Source organism: Pseudomonas sp. MPB23, from assembly GCF_046605395.1.
GTDB lineage: Bacteria > Pseudomonadota > Gammaproteobacteria > Pseudomonadales > Pseudomonadaceae > Aquipseudomonas.
Window position 1 is genome coordinate 6766503 of record NZ_CP176771.1, and the last position, 12130, is coordinate 6778632.

The window sequence follows — 12130 nt, forward strand, 5'->3', positions numbered from 1 at the left end:
CCCTGGCGCCGTCCAAGAAGCCCGCTGTATGCGGGCTTTCTTGTCTCTGCCATTGCGCACCTCACCCATTGGTTACGCGGCGAAGCGACGGTCACCTCGCGCTTAGAGCTTCATCCCCACCGCCAGCCGGTTAAAGGCATTCATCAAGGCCGCTGCCAACGTCAGGTCGGAAATCTCGGCATCGCAGAAGTGTGCTTTCAAAGGCTCGTATAACTCGTCTGGCGCACCCTTCTCGCTGATGTAGGTGAGCGTCTCGACCCATGCCAGGGCGGCGCGCTCGCGGTCGTTGAACAGTTCGCTGATTCGCCAGCCTGCGAGGCAATCCAGCTTCTCTTGCGGCACCTCACATTCGCGCAGGGTCTGCGAATGCTTGCCCAGGCAGAAAGCACAGCCGTTGATCTGCGAGATACGCAAATACACCAGTTCAAGCAGCGGCAAGCCCAGCGGGCCCGCGGCCAGTGCGGTGTTGGTGGCAAGCAGGCCTTGGTAGGCCGCAGGCGACAGGGAGGGAAACGGCAGTCTGAGTTGGCTCATGGTGAAACTCCTGTGTTGAAAAAAGGGATCAGCCGCAAACGAGGTTGTTGAACAGCGGTTCCAGTGACAGTCGGGTACGGCTATCTTCGACCGCTGCACGGACGGCCTCTTCACCGAACACCAAGCCCTGCAGATAGGTGAAGTGCAGATCGAACAGGCCGAGGGTGTTAAGCACGTGGCGCAGGTAAGGCGTTAGAAAATTCGCTTGCCGTGCCCGCTCGCCCAGGTGAAAGCCACCGGAGCCGACCAACACGTAAACGGGACGGTCGTTCAAGAGACCGGCCTTGCCCTCGGGGCTTGAACTGAATGTCCGGTGAATGCGCAGGACGTAGTCGATCCACAGCTTGAGCGCGGCGGGAACGGTAAAGTTGTGCATCGGGGTGGCAATGAACAAGACATCGCTGCGCTCCAACTCGCCGATCAATGCTTCGGAGACCTCGAACGCTGGCGAATCGAACGGCGTGGCAGTGGTCAGGGCACGGGCGTACTCCCTGCTGAGCGGTGGCAACGGATGCGCGCCCAAGTCACGCTCGACCAGTTCGAGCGTCGGATACCGCTGCCGTAGGGATGCCACTAACTCAAGTGTCAACTGGCTCGCATGGGAGACCTGCCCATGCGGGCTGGCATTGATCAACAGGACATTGTTCATACCAAACCTTCTGCCCGCAGGCTCTGGGTGAAGTGCATGCCACGGGCCAGCAACCCCTGACGAAAATAGAAGCGCTGGGCCAATGACATATGCAGGCCGGTATCCAACACGAAATGATCGCAACCGCGCTGCACGGCCTCCTCGCGAACCGCGGTCAACAGCCGTGCCCCCAGGCCGCTGCGCCGAAGGTCGGGGCTGACCACGAGATCATCGACGTAGATGAAACGCCCGTAGAGCAGGTTTTCCAGCTCGCGGTAACCGGCCAGGCCGACCATGTGCTCACCGTCCCACGCGGCCAGTAAGCGGTAGCCCTGCTCAGTCTGCCGAACCAGTTGCGCCGCATAAGTCGCCGGGTTGGCGACATGCGGCCGCAAGGCGCGCATCAGGTCGAAACTGGCCTGAAAAGCCTCCTTGTCATCGAGGTGTTGAAGTGTGTAAGTCACGTGCGTCGTCCGCGGTAGAGAGATAGCTCACCTTAGGGCCGCAATGGCTTAAGCTACAGGGCCTAAAAGTGCATAAACGACTAGGTCATGATCTCGCCCTTCAAACTGGACCGCAGCCAACCGGCTCCGATCTATCGCCAGCTTTATCAACGATTTCGTGAATCGATTGCCGACGGCCGTCTGCGCCCGGGAGATCGGGTACCTGCCATTCGCGCGCTGGCGGCGGAGCTGAACCTGGCGCGCGGCACAGTGGAAGCGGCCTACCAGTTACTGATAGGCGAGGGCTACCTGATCGCGCGCGGGGCCGCCGGGACGGTTGTCACACCGCAACTGACGCCCGTTGCCTCCCCCATACTTCGCGCCCCCGTGGCTGCGACGGCGTACCAAAGCACCCATTCCGGAACGCTGCCGCTAGCCCTGCAAATGGGCCTGCCCGCGCTGGATGCCTTTCCCCGCAAGCTCTGGACGCGATTGGCGGGCCGTCAGCTGCGGCAGGCCGGCATCGAGGGGCTCGTCTACCCGGATCCGCGAGGCCATGCGCCCTTGCGCGCGGCCATTGCGACCTACCTGGGGATTTCGCGGGGTATCACCTGTCACCCGGAGCAGGTTTTCGTGTGCGCGGGCTATCGCGCGTGCCTGGACCTGATTAGCCACACGCTGATGCACCAGGGCGATACGTGCTGGCTGGAAGAACCCGGCTACTTCATGGCCAGGAACGCCCTTCTGGAAGCCGGCGCACAGTTGGTGCCGGTGCCAGTGGATGACCAAGGCCTGGACGTCGCGCAAGGCATTGCCCGTTCTCCGGAGGCCCGCTTCGCCGTGGTCACGCCGACCCACCAGAGCCCGCTGGGGGTGTCGCTGTCACTGCCACGGCGGTTGGCGCTACTGGCGTGGGCCAACCGCCACGGTAGCTGGATCATCGAGGACGATTACGACAGCGAGTACCGCTATCAGGGTAAACCCTTGCCAGCCCTCAAGAGCCTAGACCAGCAGGGCCGCGTGCTTTACACCGGAACCTTCAGCAAGGTGCTGTTTCCGGGCCTGCGCCTGGCCTATCTCGTTGTGCCGCCCGAACAGAGCGACGCGTTCGCCCGTCAGGCGGATCGTTTGCATAACCACTGCCCGCAGGTACTTCAGGCGACCGTCGCCGCCTTCCTCAACGAGGGTCACTTTGCGCGGCATTTAAAGAAAATGCGAAGCCTCTACGCACGCCGTCGTCAGTGGCTGGTCGATGCGCTGCACCAACAATTCGGCGAACGTCTGCTGATCAACCCTCAGGCGAGCGGCATGCACCTGGTGGCGGGGCTACGCGACGGTGATGATATCGAGCTCGCTCAACGTGCCCGGGCCGTTGGTATCGCCGTCGAACCGCTGTCACAGTGGTACCTGGACGGCACGCCGAGACACGGCCTGGTTCTTGGCTTCACGAACGTCGTCAGTGCCGAACAGGCGTCGGCGCTGGCGCTTCGCTTGGCGAAGATCATCTAGGGCGGTGAGCGGCTCAACACGTCACGTTCTCCCCTCCCTGGGAAAACGCCCACCTGCCGCCATCCTCTCGAGGGTCGGCGCTGTTACAGCATGCGCAAGTCCAGCGGGTATTCGACGATGACTCGCAGTTCGTCGACGTTGGACTCGTAGTTACCGAAGTCGCCCCCCACACGGTGCGTCGCTTGAAGCACGTTGAGCTTCAAGTCTTTGGCCGGGCCGCTCTGCACGATGTAGCTTGCCCAGATGTTGCGCTCCCAATGCTTGCCGTCGCTGACGCTGTTGAAAGCCGTGTAGCCGCCCGTTGCCCGCGTGCCATCGATGTTGTCGCCGCGCAGGTAACGGCCCGTGAGGCTGAGCCCCGGAAAGCCAAGGCCTGCAAAGTTGTAGGTATAGCTGGCCTGCCAGGAGCGTTCGTTGGGGTTGTTGAAGTCCGACCATTGGGAGGCGTTGTCGAGTTCCAGGTCGTAGGTGTTCCACACATAGTCGAACGGAGAGTCACCGCGCACTTGCTCGTAGGCCACCACAAAACGGTTGAATCCGACATTCAGCCCCAGGTGGGTACTCCAGCTGTCGTTATCGATTTTGCCCAGCAAGGCGCTGCCGGTATCACGGGTGCGGTAGTAGTTGAGCCCCGTGTCCCAACCGATGGTGTCCGTGAGTGTTTGCTGGAAGTCGACCCGTGCGAACGATTGGTTCCAGACGTTATCCAGGCGGCTGGTGTGCAGCTTGAAGCGCCAGTTGTCGTTGAAGCGATAGTCGGCGCCGATGTACTGGACATTATCCGCCCCGCTCAAGCGACCGCCGTACACCGTTCCCAGGTCACCACTGTGATTGACGCCGCTGCGATCGCTGGACGCGGTGAGTTTGCCGCCCTCAATCTTCAAGCCTTCGATGGAGGTGTTATCGAAGATCAGGCCGGTCAGGGTTTGAGGCAACAGGCGAATGTCGCCGGCATGCAGCACCGGGCTGGTCGGGGAGACGTCGCCGTATTTGACCACCGTATCGAACGCCCGCACTTTGACCGCCCCACCGGCCTTGCCCCACTGGTCCTTGGGCTCGCCGTTGTTATCGCCTTTACGTGGAATCAACCCCGGCCCGCCGACACCGTTGCCCACCACGCCATCACCGCCGTCGAGCTTGACCCCGAACTGCCCGTAAGCATCCACGCCGAAACCCACGGTGCCCTGGGTGAAGCCGGATTCAAAACGGCCGATGACCGCATGGGCCCATTCTGCCCGGCGGCTCTGGCGCGCGCCGGTGTGCGGATTGACTGCACTGCTGCCATTGCGGAAGTCCTGACTGAAGTAGAAGTCCCGGTTGAGAATGTTCAGATGACTGTCTTCGATAAATCCATTTTCACTTTTTTCATCGGCAGCCCAGGAGTAACCGGGCGTGATAACGGCACACAAGGCAGATAAAGCAGCCACTTTACGCATGTTGTTCTCTTCAAGTTATTAAGGAAGGTGGGATGCAAAAAACGCGAATCCGCCCTCGACAATCCGAAAACCATGCCAATTAAATAAATTAATATATATCAATAAGTTATGCGAAATTTACGCCGCGTTATCGCACGCACTAATCAGCACTTTGCAGACTCCATGTTGCCCGGCGAACACTTCTCGCCTTGCCCATAACTGTTCGCCCAGCAACAGCGTTTCAACACTTACCCGCTTCCAGCGACAGTCATCGCCGCGCCAAAACAAGTAATCACCTTATAAATCAATACGTTGGTGGATTGGTACGATGCTTGCTCCTCTAGAACCATCGGCCCCAGCCACAGACTTGTTTAAACAAGCGTCTCTATGAAGCGCCGTGCCGGCCCTGCGTTGCACACCCTGTCGCCTTCTTTCCTGCCCATGGAAGCGGGCTTCTTATTTTTGCAGCGAGGAGCGTATTGATGAGTCTTGATATCTTTTGGTTTCTGCCCACGTCCGGCGACACCCGTTACCTGGGCCGCTCCGACAGCGGCCGCCCGGCCACCAACAAGTACATGCAGCAGATCGCGGTCGCTGCCGAGAGCCTGGGCTATGACGGGGTGTTGATTCCCACCGGCAGCAGTTGCCTGGACCCGTGGATTACCGCCGCCAGTTTGGTGCCGGTCACCCATCGCCTGAAGTTGCTGGTGGCGCTGCGCACCTCCCTGGGCAACCCCACCGCGTCGGCCCGTCAGGCAGCGACGCTGGACCAGGCCAGCAACGGTCGCCTGCTGCTCAATGTGGTGCCCGGCGGCGATGCCACCGAGTTGGCCGCCGACGGTATTTTCCTCGACCACGACCAACGCTACGAAGCCGCCGGCGAGTTCCTCACCGTGTGGCGTCGGCTGCTCAGTGGCGAGGTGGTGAATTTCACCGGCAAGCACGTGCACGTGGAAGGCGCGCAGAACTTCTTCCAGCCCGTGCAGCAACCGCACCCGCCCCTGTATTTTGGCGGCTCGTCCCGGCGGCCCATGAACTGGCGGCCCAACAGGTCGACGCCTACCTGACCTGGGGCGAGCCGCCGGCGGACGTGGCCGCGAAGATCGCCGACGTGCGCGAGCGCGCGAAGAAATACGGCCGCACGGTGCACTTCGGCGTGCGCCTGCATGTGATCGTGCGTGAAACCAACGAACAGGCCTGGGCCGCCGCCGAAGAACTGATCAGCCACCTCGACGACGATGTCATCGCCGACGCGCAGAAGAACTACGCCAGGATGGACTCCGAAGGCCAGCGCCGAATGGCCGCCCTGCATGGCGGACAGCGCGACAAGCTCGAAGTCTCGCCCAACCTGTGGGCAGGTGTCGGCCTGGTGCGCGGCGGTGCCGGCACGGCGTTGGTGGGCGACCCCGAGACTGTGGCCAAGCGCCTGCAGGAATATGCCGACCTCGGCGTAGACCGCTTCGTACTGTCCGGCTACCCGCACCTGGAAGAAGCGTTCCGCTTTGCCGAACTGGTGTTCCCGCTGCTGGGCAAACAGCCTGTGACGGTCCGCGACCAGGTTCTCACCGGCGGCGCGTTCGACGTGCGGGCCGGCAAGGCACCGGTCAAGCACGAGGCCACGGCATGAACGTGATTGATATGCGCTGCCGTCCGGCGTACCTGCACGACTTTTTCGGCGCCACCCCAGGCAGCGCCGAAACCGCCACCGCGCGCTGGCTGAACCGGCGGGTCGGCACGCGCGGCGACGACGAACACTTCGCCCGCTCGCGCACCGCCCAGGGCTTTCTCGATGAGGTCCGCGACGCCGGGTTGAGCCGGGCGGTGGTGGTCGGGCGTCACACCCCCAGCCAGCATCTGCCCAACGACCTGATTCACAGCATCGTGCGTGACCACGACGAGTTGCTCGGCATCGCCAGCATCGACCCGGCACTGCAAGGCATCGACGGCGCGCTGGACGAGATCGAGCGCGCCATCTCAACGCTGGGCCTGGCCGGGATCGACCTGGAGCCAGGGTTCGGCGAACCGGCCAGACACGCGGATGACCCGCTGTACTGGCCGATCTACGCGCATTTGCAGGCACGCGGCATTCCGCTGTTTCTGATGAGCGGGCCGACCACTCCCGACCCTGCCTTCAACAACCCCGAACGCCTGGCCAGCGTCGCCCGCGCGTTCCCGCAGTTGTCGATCGTCTGCTACCACGGCTACTGGCCCAACGTGCAACAAGCGCTGGGCGTGGCCTTTCGCTACCCGAACATCTACCTGGTGCCGGACATGTACCTGTTCCAGCCCGGCAGCGAGGCCTACGTGCAAGCGGCCAACGGCTTTCTGGCCGAACAGTTGCTGTTCGGCTCGTCCTATCCGTTCCGCCCGATTCGCCAATCCATCGAGGATGTCCAGCGCCTGGGTTTCAAACCCGCGGTGCTCGACAACGTCCTCTATGGCAATGCCGCCCGCCTGTTCGGGTTGTAGAACACGCCGCGCTACTCGCCGGGCCACCCAGGGCGGCCCGGCGCTGTTTTCCCTTTCAAGGAGTTCCCCTGTGACCACCCCCAACGATCCTGTGCAGATCGCCCGCCGCCTGGCGGCCGACTGGGCCACGACGGCTGTCGAGCGCGACGTACGCGGCGGCACGCCGAAACGCGAGCGTGACGCCCTGCGCGACAGCGGCCTGCTGACCCTGAGTATTCCCCGTGAATTCGGCGGCCTCGGCGCCAGTTGGAGCGACACCCTGAACATCGTGCGCGAGTTCGCCAAGGTCGACAGTTCGATGGCCCATGTGTTTGGTTTCCAACACTTGATGCTCGCCACCGTGCGCCTGTTCTCGCGGCCCGATCAGTGGCAGCCGTGGCTGGAACAGACTGTCCGCCAGCGTTGGTTCTGGGGCAACGCCCTCAACCCGCTGGACACCCGCACCGTGGCCACGCGCGTGGACGGCGGGCGCGAGTTTACCGGGATGAAAAGCTTTTGCTCCGGAGCCAGCGACTCCGACCGCCTGATCGCCTCGGCGCTGGAGGACAACGGCGCAGGCAAACTGCTGATCGCCGCCATCCCCACCGACCGCGCCGGTATTACCCTGCTCAACGACTGGGACAATATGGGCCAACGCCAGACCGACAGCGGTAGCGCCCGTTTCGAACGCGTGCAGGTGGCCGACGATGAACTGCTGCTGGACCCGGGCCCGCTGAGCACGGTGTTTTCCGGGCTGCGACCGCTGCTGGCGCAACTGACGTTCGTCAATCTGTTCCTCGGCATTGCCGAAGGCGCCTTCGAGCAGGCCCAGCACTACACCACCCACGAAGCACGCCCCTGGTTCAAGTCCGAGGTCGACCAGGCCGTCGACGACCCGTATGTGCTGGCCCATTACGGCGAGTTCTGGGCCGGCCTGGAAGCGGTGCGCGCCCTCGCCGAACGGGCCAATGCGTTGTTCGACAAGGCCTGGAACACCGGCGAACAACTGCGCGCCGAGGAGCGCGCGAACCTGGCCCTGGCCATCGGCAGCGCCAAGGTGCATGCCACGCGGGTGGGCCTGGACCTGAGTTCAAGGCTGTTTGAAGTGACAGGCGCCCGCGCCACCCAAGCCTCGCGGCGCTTCGATCGCTACTGGCGCAACCTGAGGACCCAAACCTTGCACGACCCGGTGGACTACCGCATCCGCGAACTCGGCGAGTGGGCCCTGAAGCAGAAACCGCCGACACCGAGCTTCTATTCCTGACACGCGCGCCGAGTGTTCGCCAGCGTTCAGCGGAACAACAAAGTGTTGCTCCAGCAATAGGCGACCGCCCCGAGAACCGCCAAAAACCCATGAATTACAGGCCTTTAGCGCTCGGCATGAACCATGCAATCACTCCAAAAACCAGCATCGAACCGCCCTGCGTGCCCCATGAACCAAGACAACTGGAGTTAATCGACTATGGCCTCTCGCATTATCCTCAATGCGTTCGAAATGACCTGCGTGAGCCATCAGGCCGCAGGCACCTGGCGTCATCCGGACAGCCAGGCATGGAAATACAAAGACCTCGATTACTGGATCGACCTGGCCAAACTGCTTGAGCGCGGCTATTTCGACTCGGTCTTTATCGCCGACGTGGTGGGCGTCTACGACATCTATCGCGGCTCGGTGGAAACCTCCCTGCTCGACGCCGATCAGGTGCCGGTCAACGATCCGTTCTTTCAAGTGCCGGCCATGGCCGCCGTGACCAAACACTTGGGCTTTGGCGTGACCTCGGCGCTGACCTACGAACAGCCCTACGCCCTGGCGCGAAAATTCTCGACCCTCGATCACCTGACCAAAGGCCGCGTGGCCTGGAACGTGGTGACCTCGTACCTGAACAGCGCGGCGGTCAACCTGGGCCTCAAGCAGCAGATTTCCCACGATGAACGCTACGACATCGCCGACGAATTCCTGGACGTGACCTACAAGCTGTGGGAAGGCTCCTGGGATGAAGACGCGGTGCTGCGCGACCGTGAGCGCGGGATTTTCACCGACCCGAGCAAAGTCCATCCGATCGGGCACAAGGGCAAATACTACGATGTGCCGGGCATTCATCTGTCGGAGCCGTCGCCACAGCGCACCCCGGTGATTTTCCAGGCGGGCGCTTCCAGCCGTGGCCGCGCCTTTGCCGCCAAGCACGCCGAAGGGGTGTTCATCAGCCCGGCCACCGCCGAGCAGGCGCGCGAGGTGTCCGATGACATCCGCAACCGCGCCGTGGCCGCCGGCCGCAGCCGCGATTCGGTCAAGGTGTTCACGCTGTTGACGGTGATCACCGGTGAAAGCGATGAAGCCGCGCAAGCCAAATACCGCGACTACCTGAGCTATGCCAACGGCGAAGGCATGTTGTCGTTTTACGGCGGCTGGACCGGCATCGACTTTTCCGAGTACGACCCGGACCAACCCCTGGAAGCGATCGACAACGACAGCATCCGCTCGGTGCTGGAACTGCTCGCCACCGCCGACCCCGACCGCAAGTGGACGCCGCGCGACATCATCAAACACCGCAGCATCGGCGGCCTGGGCCCGGTGTTGGTGGGCGGCCCGAAAACCGTGGCCGACGAGATGGAGCGCTGGGTGGACGTCGGCGGTATCGACGGTTTCAACCTGGCCTATGCCATCACCCCAGGCACGTTCGAGGACCTGGTCGAGTTCATCGTGCCGGAACTGCAACGCCGGGGCCGGGTGCGCACCGCCTATGAGGGCAACACCCTGCGCGAGAACCTCCTCGACGGCACGTCGTCCTACGCCGCCGACGACCATCCGGCCGCGCGTTATCGCGGTGCGTTCAAAGCCGGGGCCAACGCCACCGATCACACCAAACCGTCCAAATTTTCTGACCTGACTTGACGCTTATTCGCGCAGAAGAGGAAGCCCTTCCATGTCCAGTTTTGCCACGCTGAACACACTGTCTGTCGGCACCGATTACGAAGCGCTCGCCGCGCGTTTTCGGCCGATCTTTACCCGTATTGCCGAGGGCGCGATCGAGCGCGAACGCACCCGCACGCTACCGTTCGAACCGATCCAATGGCTGAAAGAAGCCGGGTTCGGCGCCGTGCGTGTCCCGCTCGAATTCGGCGGCGCCGGCGCCTCGCTGCCGCAACTGTTCCAACTGTTGATTGAACTGGCCGCCGCCGACTCCAACGTGACACAAGCCCTGCGCGGGCATTTTGCGTTTGTCGAAGACCGCCTCAACGCCCAGGCATTCAGCCCGCAGAACGCCTGGTTCGAGCGGTTTGTGGCCGGCGAACTGGTCGGCAACGCCTGGACCGAAGTCGGCGACGTGAAGATCGGCCAGGTGATCACCCGCATCAGCCGCCAGGGCGAGCAATGGGTCGCCAACGGCACCAAGTTCTACAGCACCGGCAGCCTGTTCGCCGACTGGATCGACCTGTATGCCCAACGGGACGACACCGGTGCCGACGTGATCGCGGCGGTCCGCGTCAAGCAACCGGGCGTGCGTCAGAGCGACGACTGGGATGGCTTCGGTCAGCGCACCACCGGCAGCGGCACGTCGGTGTTTGAAAACGCCGTGGTCGAGGACGATCACCTGATCGACTTCTCCACGCGGTTTAAATACCAAACCGCGTTTTACCAACTGACCCTGCTGGCCGTGCTGGTCGGTTCGGGGCAGGCGGCCGTGCGCGAAGTGGCCCAACAGGTCCGCGTTCGCGCCCGGGTGTTCAGCCATGGCAATGCGGCGGCGGTGCGTGACGATGCTCAGGTGCAGCAGGTGGTCGGCAAGGCCTCGGCGCAGGTCTACACCGCCGAAGCCGCAGCCCTGCGCGCCGCACAGGCTTCGCAACGCGCTTACCTGGCGCATTTTGCCAAGGATGAGCAGGCCGAACGCGAGGCCAATATCGCCGCGGAGCTGGAGTCGGCCCAAGCACAAGTGGTGATTGCCGACCTGGTGCTGCGCGCCACCAGCGACCTGTTCAACGCCTTGGGCGCCTCCGCCGCCCGCACCGGCCTGCAACTCGACCGGCACTGGCGCAATGCGCGCACCGCTGCCTCGCACAATCCGTTGATCTACAAAGAGCGGATCATCGGCGACTGGGAAATCAACGGCACCGAACCGCCCTACGTCTGGCAGATCGGCGGCGGCAACCAACCCGCCCGTGCCGAAAAAGAGCCACAGACCGCGTAACACCGCGCCCTGAACATGCCCCGGCCTGCCGGGGCATTTTTTTGCGCGCCCGAAAAAGCGCCGCCACGCCTGGCAACCTGCATGCGCGCGAAAAAACACTCCATCTGTATTTTGACGCTCCCCGGAACCCGCTGTTAGTGTCCAGCCTCCCCCCTACATGGAGTGCCCCACGGTGAAACTGGACATCTACCAAGTCGACGCCTTCAGCCAACACCCCTTCGGCGGCAACCCCGCAGCGGTCTGCCCATTGACCGAATGGCTGAGCGACGAGCAACTGCAAAACATCGCCGCCGAAAACAACCTGTCCGAAACCGCCTACTTCGTGCCCCGTGGCGATTTCTACGAGTTGCGCTGGTTCACCCCCACCGTCGAAGTCGACCTGTGCGGCCATGCCACGCTCGCGGCCGCGTGGGTGTTGATTCATGCGTTGGCGGATGCGCCTGACGTGTTGCGGTTTGCCACCCGCAGCGGCGAGCTTCGGGTCACCCGCGTGGGCGATGAGCTGGCGATGGATTTCCCGGCGAAAACCCCACAACCCTGCGAGCCGCCGGCCGGGCTGTTGAGCGCATTGGGGATCGAACGCGCCGAGGTATTCGGCACCGATGACTACCTCGTGGTGCTCGACGATGAGGCCCAGGTCGCTGCGCTCACGCCGGATTTCGCCCGGCTCAAGGGCCTGCCCAAACGCGGGATTGCAGTGACGGCCAAGAGCACGCGGTTCGATTTCATTTCCCGCTGGTTCGGCCCGAATGTGGGGGTCAATGAAGACCCGGTCACCGGTTCGGCTCACACCTCGCTGGCGCCGTTCTGGGCCGAGCGCCTGGGCAAAACCAGCCTGACCGCCGAGCAGGGCGGCGCGCGCAAGGGCCAGTTGCGCTGCGTGCTCAAGGGCGACCGGGTGATTATGTCGGGCAAGGCCGTGCTGTATATGCAAGGCTCGATCTACCTGTAAAACGCAGCCTCCCA

Annotated in this window: 10 protein-coding genes and 1 pseudogene; 7 read left to right on the forward strand and 4 right to left on the reverse strand. The window is 63.1% G+C overall.

Annotation, left to right across the window (positions count from 1 at the left end; translation table 11 throughout):
• Positions 1-102 precede the first annotated feature (102 nt).
• Genes ACLH0J_RS30980 through ACLH0J_RS30990 form a run of 3 tightly spaced genes read right to left on the reverse strand, consistent with a single transcriptional unit; the run spans position 103 to position 1626 of the window.
• Positions 103-534 (reverse strand): carboxymuconolactone decarboxylase family protein, encoded by a 432-nt coding sequence (locus ACLH0J_RS30980; RefSeq protein ID WP_411390330.1) that lies wholly within the window; start codon positions 532-534, stop codon positions 103-105.
• 28 nt (positions 535-562) lie between these two features.
• Complete coding sequence (locus tag ACLH0J_RS30985; protein ID WP_411390331.1) at positions 563-1183, reverse strand: FMN-dependent NADH-azoreductase; 621 nt, start codon at positions 1181-1183, stop codon at positions 563-565.
• Entirely contained in the window at positions 1180-1626 is a 447-nt protein-coding gene (locus tag ACLH0J_RS30990; RefSeq protein WP_411390332.1) for a GNAT family N-acetyltransferase, read from the reverse strand. Before ACLH0J_RS30990 ends, ACLH0J_RS30985 begins: the two co-directional genes overlap by 4 nt.
• 87 nt (positions 1627-1713) lie before the next feature.
• Between ACLH0J_RS30990 and ACLH0J_RS30995 the strand changes: the two genes are divergently transcribed.
• Positions 1714-3114: a PLP-dependent aminotransferase family protein gene (locus ACLH0J_RS30995; protein WP_411390333.1), complete on the forward strand. Its 1401-nt coding sequence runs from the start codon at positions 1714-1716 to the stop codon at positions 3112-3114.
• Positions 3115-3197: 83 nt separating this feature from the next.
• Here the strand turns inward: ACLH0J_RS30995 and ACLH0J_RS31000 are convergent, their stop codons facing one another.
• Entirely contained in the window at positions 3198-4550 is a 1353-nt protein-coding gene (locus ACLH0J_RS31000; RefSeq protein ID WP_411390334.1) for an OprD family porin, read from the reverse strand.
• 461 nt (positions 4551-5011) lie between these two features.
• On the opposite strand from ACLH0J_RS31000, the pseudogene ssuD reads away from it, so the two are divergent.
• From ssuD to ACLH0J_RS31030, 6 genes and pseudogenes are all read left to right on the forward strand, one after another.
• A pseudogene (gene ssuD / locus ACLH0J_RS31005) lies at positions 5012-6156 on the forward strand (FMNH2-dependent alkanesulfonate monooxygenase).
• Positions 6153-6998 carry an amidohydrolase family protein gene (locus ACLH0J_RS31010; RefSeq protein ID WP_411390335.1) on the forward strand — a complete coding sequence of 282 codons (846 nt, stop codon included), beginning with the start codon at positions 6153-6155 and terminating at the stop codon, positions 6996-6998. The pseudogene ssuD and the gene ACLH0J_RS31010 overlap by 4 nt, the downstream one beginning before the upstream one ends.
• Before the next feature lie 70 nt (positions 6999-7068).
• Positions 7069-8241 (forward strand): acyl-CoA dehydrogenase family protein, encoded by a 1173-nt coding sequence (locus ACLH0J_RS31015; protein ID WP_411390336.1) that lies wholly within the window; start codon positions 7069-7071, stop codon positions 8239-8241.
• A gap of 198 nt (positions 8242-8439) precedes the next feature.
• Complete coding sequence (locus tag ACLH0J_RS31020) at positions 8440-9867, forward strand: LLM class flavin-dependent oxidoreductase (protein WP_411390337.1); 1428 nt, start codon at positions 8440-8442, stop codon at positions 9865-9867.
• Positions 9868-9898: 31 nt separating this feature from the next.
• Positions 9899-11164 carry an acyl-CoA dehydrogenase family protein gene (locus tag ACLH0J_RS31025; RefSeq protein ID WP_411390338.1) on the forward strand — a complete coding sequence of 422 codons (1266 nt, stop codon included), beginning with the start codon at positions 9899-9901 and terminating at the stop codon, positions 11162-11164.
• 172 nt (positions 11165-11336) lie between these two features.
• The gene (locus ACLH0J_RS31030) at positions 11337-12116 is read left to right on the forward strand and encodes a PhzF family phenazine biosynthesis protein (protein ID WP_411390339.1); all 780 of its coding nucleotides are present in this window, start codon (positions 11337-11339) and stop codon (positions 12114-12116) included.
• Positions 12117-12130 lie beyond the last annotated feature (14 nt).